General features: G+C 63.2%; 9 protein-coding genes. 5 read left to right on the forward strand and 4 right to left on the reverse strand.

Annotation, left to right across the window (positions count from 1 at the left end):
• The first annotated feature begins 108 nt into the window (after positions 1-108).
• On the forward strand, positions 109-468 hold the full coding sequence (locus tag HU737_RS07285; protein ID WP_202885248.1) for a glucose starvation-inducible protein B: 360 nt from the start codon (positions 109-111) through the stop codon (positions 466-468).
• A 168-nt stretch (positions 469-636) separates the two neighbouring features.
• Here HU737_RS07285 and HU737_RS07290 read toward each other — a convergent pair whose 3' ends face one another.
• Both HU737_RS07290 and HU737_RS07295 read right to left on the reverse strand, forming a co-directional pair.
• Positions 637-1368, reverse strand: a complete 732-nt coding sequence (locus HU737_RS07290; RefSeq protein ID WP_186553552.1) for a Crp/Fnr family transcriptional regulator — start codon at positions 1366-1368, stop codon at positions 637-639.
• A 66-nt stretch (positions 1369-1434) separates the two neighbouring features.
• Entirely contained in the window at positions 1435-10044 is an 8610-nt protein-coding gene (locus HU737_RS07295; protein WP_186553551.1) for a glycoside hydrolase family 94 protein, read from the reverse strand.
• Positions 10045-10193: 149 nt separating this feature from the next.
• Here HU737_RS07295 and HU737_RS07300 point away from each other — a divergent pair, with 149 nt between their 5' ends.
• Positions 10194-10958, forward strand: coding sequence for a sensor histidine kinase (locus HU737_RS07300; RefSeq protein WP_186553550.1), 765 nt, complete (start codon positions 10194-10196; stop codon positions 10956-10958).
• A 251-nt stretch (positions 10959-11209) separates the two neighbouring features.
• On the opposite strand, the gene HU737_RS07305 is transcribed toward HU737_RS07300, so the two are convergent.
• Together HU737_RS07305 and HU737_RS07310 are read right to left on the reverse strand one after the other, a co-directional pair.
• Positions 11210-11506, reverse strand: a complete 297-nt coding sequence (locus HU737_RS07305) for a hypothetical protein (RefSeq protein WP_186553549.1) — start codon at positions 11504-11506, stop codon at positions 11210-11212.
• Positions 11507-11572: 66 nt separating this feature from the next.
• A complete protein-coding gene (locus tag HU737_RS07310; protein ID WP_186553548.1) occupies positions 11573-13054 on the reverse strand; it encodes a toxin-antitoxin system YwqK family antitoxin in 1482 nt (493 codons plus the stop codon).
• A gap of 305 nt (positions 13055-13359) precedes the next feature.
• Between HU737_RS07310 and HU737_RS07315 the strand changes: the two genes are divergently transcribed.
• Genes HU737_RS07315 through HU737_RS07325 form a run of 3 tightly spaced genes read left to right on the forward strand, consistent with a single transcriptional unit; the run spans position 13360 to position 17595 of the window.
• Positions 13360-14025, forward strand: a complete 666-nt coding sequence (locus HU737_RS07315; RefSeq protein WP_186553547.1) for an ABC transporter ATP-binding protein — start codon at positions 13360-13362, stop codon at positions 14023-14025.
• Positions 14025-16478: an ABC transporter permease gene (locus HU737_RS07320; RefSeq protein WP_186553546.1), complete on the forward strand. Its 2454-nt coding sequence runs from the start codon at positions 14025-14027 to the stop codon at positions 16476-16478. Before HU737_RS07315 ends, HU737_RS07320 begins: the two co-directional genes overlap by 1 nt.
• Entirely contained in the window at positions 16468-17595 is a 1128-nt protein-coding gene (locus tag HU737_RS07325; protein ID WP_186553545.1) for a lipocalin-like domain-containing protein, read from the forward strand. Before HU737_RS07320 ends, HU737_RS07325 begins: the two co-directional genes overlap by 11 nt.
• Positions 17596-17607 lie beyond the last annotated feature (12 nt).

Consider the following 17607-nt stretch of genomic DNA (forward strand, 5'->3'; position numbering starts at 1 on the left):
TGCGGCCTTTCGTCTGCGCACGCAAAGATAAATAGGATTACCCGGATCGACGCCGAGTCTCAGCTGTACACACAGGTTTATCTGTGTTCCTGAACGAGGTACACCATCATGGCTGGTAATCAAGGCAACAAAGGTGGCGACATGGGCAAAGGCGCCCAGGGCAATCAAGGTGACTGGGCCAAGGATCAGGACAAGGCCTCTCAAGCGGGCCGTCAAGGTGGCCAGATGTCCGAAGGGGGTGCGGGTAACGATCCTCAACGTCAGTCGGACATGGGCAAGCAGGGCGGTAAACAGAGCGGTGGCGACTGGTCGAAGGACGCTGACCGTCCAGCTGACGCAGGGCGTCAGGGGGGCCAAGGTTCGGGTGGCGGTATGGCCGATGATCCAAACCAAGGTACTCAACGTGAGCGCGATGCTGGCCAGCAAGGCAATGCTGACCGCAACATGGATAAAGATCAGGAACGTTGATCTTCAGTTCTGCGACCGGGGCCGTTTTGCGTCTCGGTCGCAGAGTGACGTGTTAGCCGCAGGCCCTTTGCCGGGCTAGCTCGTTCCTGCGGGGTAAATATCGGATGCAGTCCATGTATCCGGTAAGGGCCACGCAGGTGCGGGCTATCCCGCCAAGGGGCTTTCACGTCAAGGCGGGTCGGTTATTGCACGCTGCGGCAGATAGGGCAGTAGGCGCTCGGTTTCTTTCCTCACCACCTCGTAGCACTCGCAGCTCAGCGCTTCGAGCCGGGCACGGTCCACTACTTTGATATGGCCGCGGCTGTACTCGATGATGCCCAGACGCTGCAGTTTTCCCGCAGCATCGGTTACTCCTTCACGGCGCACCCCCAGCATGTTGGCAATCAATTCCTGGGTCATGCGTACCTGATCACTCTGCAGGCGATCCAGCGACAGCAGCAACCAGCGGCACAGTTGCTGGTCGATGGAGTGATGACGATTGCACACCGCGGTCTGCGCCATCTGGGTAATCAGTGCCTGGGTATAACGCAACATCAACAGCAGCAGTTCGCCGTGACGGTTGAATTCGTCCTTCAGGCGCTGCCCGGGCAAGCGGTAGGCGTGGCCGGCGCTTTGAACGATCGCGCGGCTGGGCGTGCTTTCTCCACCCATGAACACCGCGATGCCCACCAGGCCTTCGTTACCCACCACAGAAATTTCCGCTGAGGCGCCATTTTCCATCACGTACAACAATGAAACGATCGAGTCTGTGGGAAAGTAGACATGGCGCAGGGCATCGCCCGACTCGTACAGCGACTTGCCCAACGGCAACGTCACGAGCTCAAGATCGCCCTCCAGGCGTTCGAAAGTCGGCGTGGACAGGGCAGCCAGCAGGTGGTTGTGCTGCGGCATGGGGAGCATGATCGGCCACCGTTCAAGGTGCGAAGGTTGGTTGAGCAAGATTAGCCCAACGCAGGTCAGCAGGCATTACAGATCAAGAGGCTGGGTCGATGGCTGGCACTGGACAATCACTTGATGCAGCCCTGCATCATCCACCAAGTGCAGCGTGTTGACGGCCAGCGGCTGGTCATCAAGGCTCAAGCTCAGTTCAGCGCCGCTAACGTTGTTGCGCACCTCGATGCGATAGTCGGTGGCGCCGAAGCGGTAATGCACTGTGTAGCCCGGCCAGTCGGCAGGCAGCAGGGGACGGATGTGCAAGGTATCGCCCGTGCGCTGCAGGCCGAGCAGGCTTTCCACAAGCAAACGGTACATCCAGCCGGCAGAGCCGGTGTACCAACTCCAGCCGCCGCGGCCGGCATGTGGCGCTACCGCGTAGACATCGGCCGCCATGACATACGGCTCGACCTTGTAGGTATCGATCTGTGCAATGCTACCTTGACCCACTGGGTTGATCAGGCGCAGCAGCTCCCAGGCCTTGGCTCTGTCGCCCAACTGGGCAAACGCCATGCTGGCCCAGATGGCGGCGTGGGTATATTGCCCGCCGTTCTCGCGTACCCCAGGCACATAGCCCTTGATATAGCCGGGGTCCAGGCTGCCTTGGTCGAACGGCGGGTCGAGCAACTGCACTAAACCCAGGTCGCGGCGCACCAGCAGTTGATCAACGGCGCGCATGGCAGTGCGCGCACGTTCAGCCGAGGCCACGCCGCTGAGTACTGCCCAGCTTTGTGGCAGCGAATCGATGCGGCACTCCTGATTGGTCGCCGAGCCCAACAGTTGGCCATCATCGAACCAGGCACGGCGATACCAACCGCCATCCCAGGCGTGTGCTTCAAGGTTGCTGCTCAGGGCAGCGGCCTGCTTGGCACAGTGCTCGGCGAAATGCCGGTCACCCTGGCGCTGGGCAATCCGGGCGAAGGCTTGCAGCACATGATGGCCGAAGAAGCCCAACCAGACACTTTCTCCCAGGCCTTGCTCGCCAACCCGGTTCATGCCGTCGTTCCAGTCGCCGCTGCCCATTAGCGGCAAGCCGTGGGCGCCACACTGCAGGGCTTGGCCGAGGGCGCGCTGGCAGTGTTGGTAGAGGCTTTCGACCAAGGCGGATCGAGCCGGCAAGTCGTAATAGGACTCTTCACCGGGGTTGAGCGGGCGGCCCTCGATGTAGCCCACCGCTTCGTCCAGCACGCTGCGGTCGCCCGTCACCTCGACGTAGCGGCTGGTGGCCAGGGGCAGCCACAGCAGGTCATCGGAGCAGCGTGTGCGCACCCCACGTTGCAGCGGTGGGTGCCACCAGTGTTGGACATCGCCTTCGACGTACTGATGGGCCGCGCAGGTCAGCAGGTGCTGGCGCGCAGCGGCGGGGGCGGCCTGCAGCATGGCCATGCTGTCCTGCAATTGGTCGCGAAAGCCGATAGCGCCGCCCGACTGATAAAAGCCGCTGCGCGCCCAGAAGCGGCAGGCGATCACCTGGTACATCAGCCAGCCGTTGACCAGTACATCGAGCGCAGGCTCTGGTGTCTTCACCTGTAACGTGCCCAAGGTCTGGCGCCAATAGGCTTGCACCTTGTCCAGCTCAGCCATGGCGGTGCGCAGGCCGCGGTACTGCAATACCCGCTGGGTGGCAGCGGTTGCGTCCGCCTCTGCGCCGAGGCGAAACACCAGTTCGCGGCTTTCGCCGGCTTGCAGTTCCACGCTGACCTGTAGTGCCGCACAAGGGTCCAGCGCGCCGCCGATGCGCCCTGACAAGCGCGCTTGACGCAGCCCGGCAGGTGCTCGCAGATGGCCGTTGCGGCCGAGAAATTCGCTGCGATCACAGGTGATGCTGAGGTAGGGCAGGTCGCAATCCAGATACGCCACATGCCGGCAAAACTCGATCGAAAACGCATTGCGGGCAAACAGCGCGCCACTGACCGGATCGGTTTCGCTGACCACGTGCATGGCTGACTTGCTGGGCAGATCGCCCAGCACCCATTCGACAAAACAGGTGACGGTAAGCCGCCGCGGCCGGTCGGCGTCGTTATGCAGTTTGAGGTGGGAGAATTTGACCGCGGCATCCAGGGCAACATATACCCACAATTCGCTGCGCAGGTCTTGCTCGACGTACTCGAACACACTGTAGCCAAAGCCATGGCGGGTGCGGTAACTGCCGGGGCCGGGGCTGGGCTGGGGGGTGGCTGACCAGACTTTGCCGCTGTCTTCGTCACGCACGTACAAAGCCTCGCCGCTTGGGTCGCTGACCGGATCGTTGTGCCAAGGCGTAAGCCGGTATTCATGGGCGTTCTCGCGCCAGGTGTAGGCGCTGCCGGATTCCGAGATCACGCTACCCAATTGTGGGTTCGCCAGGATGTTGACCCACGGCGCCGGGGTAGGCCGATCGGGCAATATGGGGATGATGTATTCGCGACCATCGCTGCTGAAACCACCATAGCTATTCGCTAGCAGCAGCGGCGCAGGGTTTGCGCGGCTTGGGCGGCTATCGGGCTGTTGCCTAGGCGCCGAAGTGGCCACCAGATCTGCGGGGGCAGTTGGCGCCCGCCGACGGTGCATCTGTTCTGCCAAGCTGCCATGACTGTCACTGAGTACCAGTCGCGCCACCGACAGCAGCAAGGTGCGGTCTTCATCGCTGAGCTGCTGCGCCGGGCGCACGAAGATCCCCCCCGAGCGTTCGAGCAGGGCCGCCTCGCTGCCGGAGGCGACCACGCCCATGATCAAGTCCTGCAGTTGTTGGCGGTAGCCTGCCTGGTCTTCATTCCAGATCACCAAGTCCAACGCCAGGCCCTTCTGCCGCCAATAGGCGTGGGCGTGGACCATCTGCTTGACCAGCTGGATGTTGGCAGGATCGGCAATCTGTACCAGCACGATCGGCAGGTCCCCGGAGATACCCTGGCCCCACAGCCCAGACTGATTGCGCCGGTTGCTGGCGACTAACGCGCTGTTGGCGCGCAGCGTGGCGTGGGCGTAGATCACCGAGGCGGCCATTTGTTCGAACAGGCGGGCATCGGCCAGCGAGCCGTTGAGCTGGCGCAGCAGCACTTGGCTGTGCGGCCAGGCCAGGTCGAAGACCCGGTCGGCCAAGTGCCGGTCGCGGTACTTGGTGATCAATTGCAGGCAGGCTTCGCGGCTATTGGCGAGCCCTGTGGCGAGGTCGAGGGTGGCGCTTTGGCCGGGCCCCAGGGAAATCCGGCAGCGAATCGCGACGATTGGATCAAGCACCGCGCCGGCGCTGCCAGACAGCTGCTCGACATCCGCCTGCAAGGCGGCCGGGGCGATCAGCGAGCGGCCACGGCCAATGAAACGGGCGCGGTCGGTTTCATATGAGATCGCTGTAATATCAGCGCCGTGCACCGCCAACACGTGGCACATCCAGGGGACGGCCTCCTGTTGCGAGCGTGGTCGACGGCTACAGACGATGGCCTGCAGCGGGCGGATCAGCTCGGTCTGGACGAACAACTTGTTGAAGGCTGGGTGCAGTGCATCGCTGATCGCCGGCGCCAGCACCACTTCTGCATAGCTGGTCAGCTCCAGGATGCGCCGTACTGACGCATGATTGGTCAGGTGCAGGCGACGCAATTCGAGGTCGTCTTCAGGCGAAACGGCCATTTCGGTATGGCAGTCGAAATCCATTTCGCGCAGGCGAAACTCGGCCCGACCATCGCTGAAGATCGCTTCCTGACTGTGTGGCTTGTGCAGGGTGGGCTGAAACGTCGTGGACCAGAAGCTCTGGGTGTCGACATCTCGCAGGTAGCAGAAGCTGCCCAGGCTATCGTGGCTGATATCTTCGCGCCAACGGGTGACGGCCAGCTCATTGCAGCGGCTGTAGCCACTGCCGGCGGTGTTGACCATGACATGGTAGCGACCGTTGGACAGCAGTTGCACGGCGGGGTAGCGCCGGTTCGGGTCGCTGAATACGCGCAGGCGCGACTCGCTGGCACTACCGGTGTCATCCAGGGCGGGTGCTTGTGAAGTGTGCAGGTACTGCGCAGCGGTTTTCGGCACGCGCTCCTGTAACAGCAGCATGCTGGCCAAAAACTGCGGATCGCTGGCAAAGCGCCGCTGCATGGGCTGGTCCAACAGCAGCGAGGTCAGAGCAAGCAAACTCATGCCCTGGTGGTGGGCCATGAACGAGCGAATCACCACCGCCTCCTGCCCCGGTGGCAGTCGCGCCGGGGTAAAGTCGACCGCCTCGAACAGTCCGAAGCGGCCGGCCAGGCCGGTTTGCGACAGGTGCATCAAGTTGCGGCAAGCGGCCGCCGGCGCCACCATCAGGGCCAGGGCACTGGCGTATGGGGCAACTACCCGCTCTTCGCCCAGCCCACGTTTGAGGCCCAAGCCAGGAACGCCGAAAGCGCGATATTGATAGTTCAGATGGCTATCCAGTGCATTGTAGGCCGACTCCGATACTCCCCAGGGGAGGCCCAACTGCTTGCCGTGATCGATCTGCCGGGTGACCGCCGCCTGGCAGCTCTGGTCGAGCAGGGTGCCTGGGTAGTTGGGCATCACCAGCATGGGCATCAGGTACTCGAACATCGAGCCTGACCAGGACAGCAGCACTGGCACCCCGGCATTGCTGGTCAACAGGCGGCCTAAGGCCAACCAGCTATCTTGGGGGACTTGGCCCTGGGCGATGGCGACGAAATTGGTTAGGCGCATTTCTGAGGCCAGCAGGTCATAGAACCCCGCGTCCGGGCGGTGCTCAGTGGCGTTGTAGCCAATCGTGAACAGGTCGCGTTGGTGGTCGTAGAGAAAGCGCAAATCCATGTTTGCCAAGGCATCGATGCGCCTGGCTAGCTGCCCAGCCTGGGTCATGCGTGCGCGGGCCAGGGCTTGCACGCTGGCCACGCCAGGCTGTTCGGCAACTGGCCAATGGGCGACGGGCAAGTCTGCCAGCTGGCGCCAGCTGCCTGGCCGCGACAACGGCGGGTCATGGCTTTGCGGCAAGGCAACGCATTGCAGCTCGCTCATCACATCAAGGCATTGCGCCTGCAGCGTCGCCAACCAGAAGCTGCAGTCGCTGGCGTCGCCGGTTTCAAGCCTGGCGGCGGCGAATTGGCTGACGCGTTGCAGCAGCTGAGCCTGTTGCGCCGGCGTCGATTGCAGGTGCAACTGCAAGGCTTGCTCGCGCAGCACGTTGACTTCATCCGTCGCGCGGCCAGCGCTGGCCAAGGTGCTGCTGAGCACGTCGAGGGTATCCACCAGGCCTTGGCTCAGACGCCGCTCCAGCAACGGCGCGTCAGCCAAGGCCAACAGTCCTGCACGCAAGGTCAGCAGGAGCCCTGCGAGGTTGCCGCTGTCCACCGTGGAGATATACAGCGGCGCCAGTGGGCGTAAGGTCTGGGTGTCGTACCAGTTGTAGAAGTGACCCTTGTAGCGCTCCAGGCGCTCCATGCTGTCAAGCATCAGTGACAGCCGCTCAAGCAGGCGCCCCGCGCTGAGGTAGCCAAAATCGTGAGCTGCCATGTGCGCAAGCAATGCCATGCCCAGATTGGTCGGTGAAGTGCGGTGAGCGATGCTGGCGTAGGGCGCTTGCTGGATGTTGTCAGGCACCAGCCAGTTGTCTTCGCTGCCGACATGCTGGTCGAAGAACGCCCACGTGCTGCGGGCCAGGCGATGCAGAAATCGTAGCTCATCGGCCGATGGGCTGAACGCACTACGAGTAGGGCTGCGGCTGAGCCACCAGGCCAGCGCCGGGCCAAGCAGCCACAAGCTGAGGATCGGTGTGGCGACCAGCAGCGCCTGTAGGTTCGCCAGCAGGGCGACGGCCAGCAGCACAGCGATGGCCGGAGAGATCCACTGGTCCTGGTAGAGTGCGCGCAGGCTGTTGACGCTGCCCCGTGCATCCTCCCGGGAGGGGTTCCATTGCAGCAAGCGGCGCTTGCTGACCAGCAGGCGCCACAGGGTGCGCACGATCGCATCCAGGCTGTAATAGGCTTCGAAGGGCAGCCATGCCAGGCCCAGCGCGCAACGTATGAAATGCGCTCGCGAGGCACGCAATGCGGCTTGCAGGTGCTGCCCTAGCGGCACATCGGTAGTTTTGCCCAGCACTTCCAGCAGGGTGTCGAGCAGCGGCCGGGTCAGCAGCAACGCCAGCACCGCCAGGGTCCACAGGGCTGGCGCCGAAGAGGCCAGCCAACCCCACAGCAACACACTTACAAAGGCCGCAGGCTCCAAGCTGCGGCGCAGGTTGTCGGCGATTTTCCAGCGCGACAGTGCACTCAGCGCAGCGCGCCTGGGCCACGGCAGCAGCCACGGCAACAACTGCCAGTCGCCGCGGATCCAGCGATGGCGGCGTTTGACGTCAGTGCTGTAATGCGGCGGATACTCTTCGTACAGTTGCACATCGCTGAGCAGGCCCGAATGGGCATAGCAGCCTTCGATCAGGTCGTGGCTGAGCACCCGGTTGTCGGCAAAGCAGCCCTCCAGTGCTTGTTCGAAGGCGTCCACGGCATAGATTCCTTTGCCGATGAACGAGCCACTGAGAAACAGGTCCTGATAGACATCGGAAACCGCCTGGGTGTAAGGATCGACACCAGCGTCGCTGCCGAACAATCGGGCATAGGCCGAACGCGACGCGCTGGGCAGGCTGATACCGACCCGGGGCTGCAAGATGGCGTAGCCTGAGCGGATACGCCGGCTGTGGCGCTCGAAACGGGGATGGTTGAGGGGGTGTTGCAGGGTGGCGATGAACTGCCTGGCGGCATTGCGCGGCAGTTGGGTGTCGGTGTCCAGGGTAATCACATAGCGCACGTCGCACAGTTTGGCGATATCGCCGACGATCAGGACAAAGTGTTCGCGCCCCTGGCCGCGCAACAAGGCATTGAGCGCCATCAGCTTGCCACGCTTGCGCTCGTAACCCATCCACAGTCGCTCGCTGGCATTCCACACCCGCGGGCGATGCAGGAGCAGGAAGCGCTTGCTGCCAGTACTGGGATACTTGCGGTTCAAGGCGTCGATGGCTGCACTGGCTGACGCCAGCAGGCCGGCGTCTTCGGGCAAGTTCTGCTGCTGGCCATCGAGAAAGTCCGTCAGCAGCGCAAAGTGCAGGTGCTCGTCGCGATTGGCCAGAAATCGAACTTCCAGGCCCTCGAGCAACTCTTGCACATCGTCTTCATTGGCCAGCAGGCTAGGGATCACCACTAGCGTTCGAGCCTGCGCCGGTATCCCGTCTTTGTAATCCAGTCGCGGCAGGAAGGACGGCTTGACGGTCAGCGTGACCAGCCAGTTGACTAGTCCGATGGCCAGGCGACTGGTCATCAGCAGGATGGGCATGGCCAGCAAGGCCAGCACCCAAGTGGGCCAGCCGTCCTGATCAATGGCCTGCAGGAATACCCAGGCCAACAGCCCTGAGAGCAGCGCCGAGGGCACCAGGTAAAACGCCAGCGGCGCCCGGTGCAGCAGCCGTTGCCAGCGCTCGGCAAGTGCTACCCGGGCAGCGAGGCGCTGCTCCAACACCGCACGCCCAGGACCGAGTAGATAGAAACCGACATGATCGGTTGGATCGTCGGCGCTGGCGTCTGGCACATGCGACAGGTCGATGGCCGTCTGCGCCACAGCTGCTTCGCTGGAGGAGCTATGGCGGGCGAGCTGCTCGATGACATGCCGGTAATGGTCCCGGCTGGCAAAGTCCATGGCGCTGTACACTGCGGCGCGATCCTGGCTGAGAATGCGTTCAACCAGGCTCAGTTGCTCGACGAACGCCCGCCAGTCAGTGGTCGACAGCAAGCGCAGGCTGCCGATACTGTTGCTGATCGAGACCTGATCCATGGCTTGCTGTTGGGCATCGAGTTGCACCTGGCGCTCGATGCTCAATGCCGACTCGCTGAGCATCTGTTCAATCCAGGCCAGCGGCTGGGTCAGGGTGGCGCTCTGCCCGTGCAGACGCCTGGCTAACTCGGCGACAAACGCTGCGCTCAACACCGGCCCGGATCGAACCATGTCGGCTACCACCAGCACCACACTCTTGGTGTCGCGCTCAGCCATCTCGCTGAGGCGATCAGCCCAGCTGTTGGCCAGGTCACGGTCGGCCCAATTGGCCATGACCCTGGCTGCGACCCTGCGCAGATTCTCGATCAGTGCCAGGCGCAGCATGATCGGGATTGCCCACAGCTCACCCAGGGTCAAGGGCGTGATGGTCTGATAAGCCTCGACAAAGCCGCTCAGGCTTTCCTTGTCGAACCGGCCATCACCGTGGGAGATGGTTTGCAGGGCAATGTCATAGACCCGCGGTAGACCGCTGGATGCACCGTTATCCAGACGCGGTAGCTGGCGGCTGTAGCCGGGTGGCAGGTGGCTTTTGGCTATGCGGATGTGCGCTTCGACCAGGTAGAAATTGTCCAGCAGCCACTGCGCGGCCGGCATGTCCCGCCGTGACGCCGGCAATGTGCTGGCCAGCGCGGCGCAGCTGCTGGAGAGAGTTCGCTCGTTGTCACTCAGGCGCACAAGCAAGGCATCATCGGCCGGCAATTGGCTCACACGGTGTTGCTTGGCCAGGACGCAGCCGTAGTCGGCCATCTGCTCGGCGCTAAACAGCTCCGAGCGCAGCAGACTTTCAGAGCTGAACACGCGCGGCATCGCCCGCCAACGCTGCAAGGCGAGCGGTATGCGTTGGAGCAGACGGGTTGCGCGAAGCCAGGGATTAGCCATGGAGTCCTTGCTGACACAGGTTCAATCGCTCGCGGCCATTGTGCTGCTGAGCTCCTGCGGGGTCTGTTCGGTAGCGAACAGACCCGCATGCTTATAGCGCTCAACCTAGAGCTGTACTCACTGGCCACCGTTGGCCCCCGGAGCTGCTCATGGTCGTTTCACGCCAAGTGCCCTGCGTTATCGATGCCGGGTTGCTATCCAGCGAGCGCGCCGTGCAGGACAAGCACGCCGACGCTGCTCAGCGCGCCTTGCTGGCCGAACAGATGTTGGGCATCGTCGCTCATGATCTACGTAATCCACTGCTGGCGATCAAGATGGCCACCGAGATTCTGGCGCGTCAGCCGCAGGACGCGCGCACGTGCCAATTACTCGAGCACATCACTCACTCGGCCGAGCGCGCCGAGCGGCTTGTGGCCGATTTGCTGGATTATCGGCAGGTTCGAGTTGGCCGAGGCATTGTGATCCAGCCCGTAGTAGCGGACTTGCAACTGGCTGTGGCGCACTGTGTGGATGAATTGAGGTTGGCGTATCCCCACGCCAATCTGCTGCACCTGTGCTTGGGCCAGGGGCAGGTGGCATTCGATCCTGATCGGTTCTGTCAGTTGATCGGCAATCTGGTTTCCAATGCCTTTGCTTATGGCAACTCGCAAGCACCGGTGACAGTCACTTCGCAGGTCGGTGTCGACAGGGCCAGTATCGTCGTGCACAACCAGGGCACGCCCATTGTCCAAGAACACCTCAATGACCTGTTCGAACCCATGATCCGTGGGCACGGCTGCAACTTGGCACAGCGCAGTGTCGGGCTTGGCCTGTTCATCGTTCGGCAGATAGCCAGGGCTCATCAGGGCGAGGTGACGGTGCAGTCTTCCTGGCGTGACGGGACTGCCTTCACTTTCAACTTTCCACGTTGCTGACGCCGCTCAATGGATGAATCGGACTTTCCTGATTGCCCTTGGCGCGGTGAGGCAACATCCTCCATCGCCTGTCAGCCGATACCGCGGGTCTTCAAGCCTGCGGCATCCCAGGCAGCACTCTACAGTTATCTAAACACCTGGTTGTTTCAATGGTAGCTGCGTGCGGGTGGCCCTCCGGCCAGCCGGGTAACTGACCTCATAGCCCGGTCTAGCAGGCTCGTACGTAGCCGCCGCCTATCCTCAGCGCTGCATCATTTGCACTTGGCCATCACCACCTGGCAAGTGCGTGGCTCGCCGCCTGAGCGACCGGCATAGCGGATGCAGCTGTCCATGGATTTTTTCCGCGCCATGCTCAAGGTATCACCGAAGGCAAGGCCACCTTCACCGCTGGTGGGCACTGCCTTGGCGAAGCAACTAGAGCCGACGTTGGCAGTGGCATACCGGGTGGCTGTGTGCTTGCTCGAGCAGCCAGTACTGAGCGCCAGGCTGCCCAGTAGCACGGGCGCGAGCCACCATGACAAGCGAGACAATGTTGCAGAGCGGGTCATGGTGGGTTCCTGTCTGAGCGCCAAGAGGCGCAGCGGGTGATGGTTTCTTCAGTCTAGCCCCATTGCCTACAGGCAGTCCTGCTCGAACTCCTCGAGCATGTCGGCGCGAATCAAGGCATCCGGGTCTTCAGCGTGTACAGCATCTACCTTGCGTTGTACGCAGCTGTCCTGATCATTGCTGGTGGCAGCGACAGGCGCGGCAGCGGCTTGGGCGCTGGCGGGTACGTTGCTGGCCTGCATCGGCTGGCCAGGGGCGGGGATATCCACCAACTGCTCGTAGCGGGTGGCGAAACCTGCGTTGTAGCGACTCGGCTTACTGAAATCAGGATCGGCTTGTACCGGGCTCCCCCAAAACTCGTTGCCGTCGAACAGACCCATCTTGCCAGGGTATTGATTGCGCTGATCGGGCGGCAGGCTCACCAGGATCTGATTGACTGAGCCTGCGTTCCAGAAGATCACTGCCTGCAGTTCGCCGTTATCACTGAACAGGCGCTCCTGGCCATGTTTGAGTACGTCCTGTTGCGTTGGCTCGTAACTGTCGCGACCAATGCCCTGGAACTGGCTTTCCTGGCGCCCGCCCACCCACACCGTGGCAGTTGCGCTAAGCAGCTGGCCATTGCGCCATTGCAGTTGGCGAATCAGATTGCCTTGGTCATCCCAGTATTGCTCCTCGCCATCATTGCTCAGATCGCTGGCGATGAAGCGGTTGACGTCTTCCTTGAGCGCCACCCGGCTGACGTGATGGACATGCTGGCCGCTGTAGTTGTACTCATCGACGGTGCGAGTACGCAGCTTGTCATGCTCGAATACGCTCAACTCCGTGACGTTGCCGCGTGCGTCGATGCGCTTCTGCACGCCGTGCATTACACCATTGTCGTAGTTTTCTTCACGGGCCACGTAGAAGCGACTGCCGTCGATGCTGTATTCCTTCTGCGGCCCGTGCTGCTTGCCGTCAAGGTAGGTACGGTGCTGGGTGCCACGGTTGTCGAAACCGCTTTGCAGGCCGTTGTCCCATTCCAGCTGGGCGATCAGTTGGTCCCCCTGGTTGTCCCAGGCGCGCTCGCGGCCCTGTTTCTTGCCTGCGCTGTAGTGCACCTCGAGCACGCGCTCGCCGTTCTGCGGGTTGAACTGCTCTTGTACGCCGTCCTGCAGGCCGTTTTTCCAGTGGCCGACGGCAGTTTTCTTGCCGGTCTTGGCATCGAACTTCTCTTCTTTGCCGTCGCGCTTTCCTGCTTTGAACTCGCCGCTGGCGATCAAGGTGCCGGCGTTGTCCGAGCAGCGCATTTCGCCGTCAGGCAAACCCTTCTTGAAATCGGCTGCACAGGTGCCGACATTGAACAACCCCAGTACCGAGATCGGGTAGTTGAGTACCCGTCCAGTAAACGGATCTTCGGCGTGGATCTTGTACAGCAGACCCTGTATTTCATGGGTCTGACGGGCATCGATCTCTTCGCTGAAGCATCCGGCGAGGTTGAGGCAGGCCAGGGTGATCGCACTCAGTGCGAGGCAGCGGCGGGCGTTGGAAGACACCAGAATCTCCTTATTCACGGGCCGGCACCTGCCGGTCTAGAAAGCGTGAAGAACGCGCAGTGTAGGCAAATGAGCGCAGTGATTCCAATTTGATATTGCCAGCTGCCGAGGCCCCTATTGCAGCGCGGGGCTGCGGCCCACCTTGGGCGTGCAAAGGTTGGCAGGGCTGCTATGCCTATTGGTTGAAGCATTCGTGGTGAGCGTGCTCAGCCGGACTGAACCCCGTGCGCAGCGGGCATCCACGTGCGGCCCCCGCCACCCCGCAAATGGGGTGCTGGCCCGGTGCCGATCCTCCTCCTGCCTTGCCAAAGGAATTGCCCTAGATGCTGGTCGTCGCGCAGCTCCGCAAGTCGTTCAGCACTGCCCAAGGCGAGTTGGCGGTGCTCCAGGGTGTCGATTTGCGCCTGGCACATGGCAGCAGCCTGGCCCTGATGGGCGAGTCGGGCAGCGGCAAAAGCACCTTGCTGCATCTGGTCGCCGGCCTTGATCGCGCTGACAGCGGCCAGATCCTGATTGACGGTGAACCGCTCGCGGGGCGCTCCGAGGCGGCCATGGCCCGTTGGCGGCGTGAGGGGATCGGGCTGGTGTTTCAACAGTACAACCTGATCAGCAGCCTGGATGTGGCCGCCAATCTTGCCTTCCAGGCGCGCCTGGCCGGGCGCCATGATGGCGCTTGGGCGGGGTATCTGGCCGAGCGCCTGGGGCTGCTTGAAGTGTTGCAACGCTATCCGGAACAGCTGTCGGGTGGCCAGCAGCAGCGGGTTGCGATCGGTCGGGCACTGGCGGCACGCCCGGCGCTGGTGTTAGCCGACGAACCCACCGGCAGCCTGGATGAGGCCAGCAGTGACCAAGTGCTGCGGTTGATGCTGCAACTGGTCAGCGAGGCGGGCAGCAGTTTGCTGATGGTGACCCATAGCCAGCGCCTGGCCGAACAGCTGCAACAGCGCTGTGTGCTTCACGCCGGCCGGGTCCAGGTCGGCCAAGGATAATGGGCAGCTTGGCGATTGCCCTGCAGGCACTGCTCAGCCACTGGCGACGGCATTGGTTGCAGTGTTTCAGCATCTTCACCGGGCTATGGCTGGCCACGGCGCTGTGGACCGGCGTGCAGGCGCTCAATAGCCAGGCACGCGCCGATTATGCCCGTGCCAGCGCCGTATTGGCCGGGCCTGCGCAGGCACAGCTGGTGCCGCGTAGGGGCGAGCGTCTTGAACAGTCCCTCTACGTGCAACTGAGGCAGTTAGGTTGGCAGGTTACGCCAGTGCTGGAAGGGCGCTTGCGCCTGGCGGCTGACAGGCCCCTGAGCGTTCGCCTGATCGGGATCGAACCGTTGAGCTTGCCTGCTGCGACGGTGGTTGCCGGCGTCCTGGCCGAGGCATTCGACCTCGCGGCGTTCATCGATCAACCAGGGCAAGCCTGGGTGAGCCCCGATACCCTGCGTCAACTGGGTATGCAGGCTGGGCAGCAAGCGCAGACCCGCGATGGCCGGCGGTTACCGCCATTCGTCCTTAAGCCGGAGCTGGCCCCGGGCGTGGTGATCGTCGACATTGGCCACGCTCAAACGCTGCTGCAAGCGCCAGGACAGCTGTCACGCTTGCTGTTAAGCACTGCCCCGGCGCCTTTACCCCCAGCAATCGCTGATCAGGTGACGCTGCAAGCGGCCAGCGACGATGGCGACCTGCAGCGTCTTACCGACAGCTTCCACCTCAACCTCACCGCCCTTGGCCTGCTGGCTTTCGTGGTCGGACTGTTCATCGCCCATGCTGCTATCGGCTTGGCCCTGGAGCAGCGCCGGAGTTTGATCCGTACCCTGCGGGCGTGTGGCATCAGCCTGCGCACCGTGCTGACCGGGTTGGCTTTGGAGCTGGGCGGGTTTGCAGTGCTTGGCGGGCTGGCCGGGGTGGTCAGTGGCTACCTGTTGGCCGGGCTGCTGCTGCCCGACTTTGCTGCCAGCGTGCGCGGCTTGTATGGCGCGCAAGTGGCCGGACAGCTGAACCTGTCGCCGCAGTGGTGGTTGGCAGGTGTTGCAGTAAGCGTGCTGGGGGCGCTACTGGCGGGGGTTGGCAGTGTGCTGCGCGCCGCTCGCTTGCCGCTGTTGGCCTTGGCACAACCCCAGGCCTGGCGTCTGGCACAACGAGCAGGGTTGCGGCGACAGGCCATTGTTGCGGGGTTTTTGGGTGTGCTTGCGTTGGGCTGCTGGCAATGGGGCAACAGCCTGCCCAGCGCCTTTGCGCTGCTGGCCGCATTACTGCTGGCCGCCGCGCTGTTGTTACCGGCCCTGCTGGAAGCGGCGCTCGGCGCCTTGGCGCGGGTCTGCCGACGACCGTTGCCGCAGTGGTTCATCGCTGACAGCCGCCAGCAACTGCCGGCATTGAGCTTGGCCCTGATGGCGTTGTTGCTGGCCCTGGCTGCCAGCGTGGGTGTCGGCAGCATGACTGAAGGCTTTCGCCGAACCTTTACCGGCTGGCTGGATCAGCGGCTGTCGGCGGACCTCTACCTGACCCCCCGCGACACCGCGCAAGCGCTGCAGATCAGCGCCTGGCTGGCGCAGCAGCCAGCGGTCAGCGCGGTGTTACCCAGCTGGCGCCTGGAGTGGCGGCTGGGGCAGTGGCCGGCCCAGGTTCAAGGGATCATCGATCATGGCTACTACCGCACGCACTGGCCATTGTTGGCGCAAAGCCCACAAGCCTGGGAGCAGCTGGCGCAGGGCGCGGCGGTGATGCTGAGCGAGCAACTGGCGCGGCGCCTGGGGCTGGGGCTGGGCGATCGCTTGCCATTGCCCGGCCAGACCCTGACGGTAGTCGGCATCTACGCTGACTATGGCAATCCCAAGGGGCATGTGTTGATCAACGCCGATGCGTTACGCAAGCACTGGCCGCAGGCGACGCTTGGCAGCCTTGGCGTGAGTGTGACGCCTGAGCAGCTCACGCCGCTCAAGCACGCCTTGCAACAGCGTTTCGCCCTGGACGATAGCCGGGTGGTCGAGCAGGCCAGCTTGAAAGCGTGGTCGACTGAAATCTTCACCCGCACCTTTGCCGCCACCGCTGCGCTCAATAGCCTGACGCTGGGGGTGGCAGGCGTGGCGTTGTTCATCAGCCTGCTGACGTTGGGTCAGACCCGCCTCAGCCAGTTGGCACCGCTGTGGGCATTGGGCGTGTCGCGCGGGCGGCTGGTCTGGCTGTCGCTGGGGCAGACCTTGCTGCTCAGCAGCGTGACCGTGCTGCTGGCAATGCCCCTGGGGCTGCTGCTTGCCTGGTGCCTGGTGGCGGTGGTCAACGTGCAGGCATTTGGCTGGCGGCTGCCGTTGCATGTGTTCCCAGGGCAGTTGCTGCAGCTGGCCATGCTAGGTGTGCTGACCAGTTTCCTGGCCAGTGCCTGGCCGCTCTGGCAGCTCGCCCGTCGCCAGCCGAGTGACCTGTTGAGGCAGTTTGCCAATGAAGGCTAGGACGTGGACGAGAAGTCGCCGACTGGCGATCAAGCAACGGGAAAACAGCCGAGCAAGCACAGGCGCCTGGTTGTTGCTCGGCAGCTTGCTGCTCGGCGGCTGCGAGCCGCCTGCGCCTGAGCCCAAGAGCTTTGCTGGCCTGGGCCAACAGGCGGGCGCCTATCGACCAGTGACGCCCAACCCAGAGCTGGTGTTCCCGCGCGACCATGGCGCACACGACGGCTTTCGCATCGAGTGGTGGTACATCACGGCCAACCTGCAAGATGCCCAGGGCCGCGATTGGGGGGCGCAGTGGACGCTGTTTCGCTCGGCACTGCGCCCTGGCCCGGAAACCGCCAACTGGGTCAGCCCCAACCTGTGGATGGGCCACGCCGCGTTGACCGGCCCCGGCAGCCATCAGGTCAGCGAGACCTTGGCGCGTGGCGGCGTTGGGCAGGCCGGCGTCCAGGCGCAGCCGTTTCGCGCCTGGATCGATGATTGGTCGTTGCAGGGCACCGACGGCATCGGCCAGCTCGATATGCGCGCCAGCGGCAAGGGCTTTCGCTATCAACTGAAACTGGTCAGTGGCGGGCCGTTGGTGCTGCATGGGGTAAAAGGCTACAGCGAGAAATCGGGCAAGGGCCAGGCGTCCTATTACTACAGCCAGCCCTTTTACCGGGTCAGTGGTGAGGTTGAGCGTGAGGGACATCGGGTTGTCGTCACCGGTCAGGCGTGGTTGGACCGGGAGTGGAGCAGCCAGCCGCTGGCGCCCGGGCAGTCGGGCTGGGACTGGTTCTCGCTGCACCTGGCCAGCGGCGCCAAGCTGATGCTGTTCCAGGTCCGCGAAGCGCAGGGCCAGCCCTATCGAGCCGGGACCTGGATCAGCGCCCAAGGCGAGGCGCAGCCCTTGCTTGGCGAGCAGATCGAGCTCCAACCATTGGCATTCACCCTGCAGGACAATGGCAAGCGCCTGCCGACCCGTTGGCGCATACGCTTACCTGCTCAGGGGTTGGATGTGCAGGTGGAGGCGTTGCACAGCAAGGCTTGGATGACCACCCGCTTCCCGTACTGGGAAGGGCCAGTACGGGTGAGTGGGGGTGTGCAGGGCAAGGGATATCTGGAGATGACCGGATATTGATCAGGTTCGGGT

Source organism: Pseudomonas urmiensis, assembly GCF_014268815.2.
GTDB classification, from domain to species: domain Bacteria; phylum Pseudomonadota; class Gammaproteobacteria; order Pseudomonadales; family Pseudomonadaceae; genus Aquipseudomonas; species Aquipseudomonas urmiensis.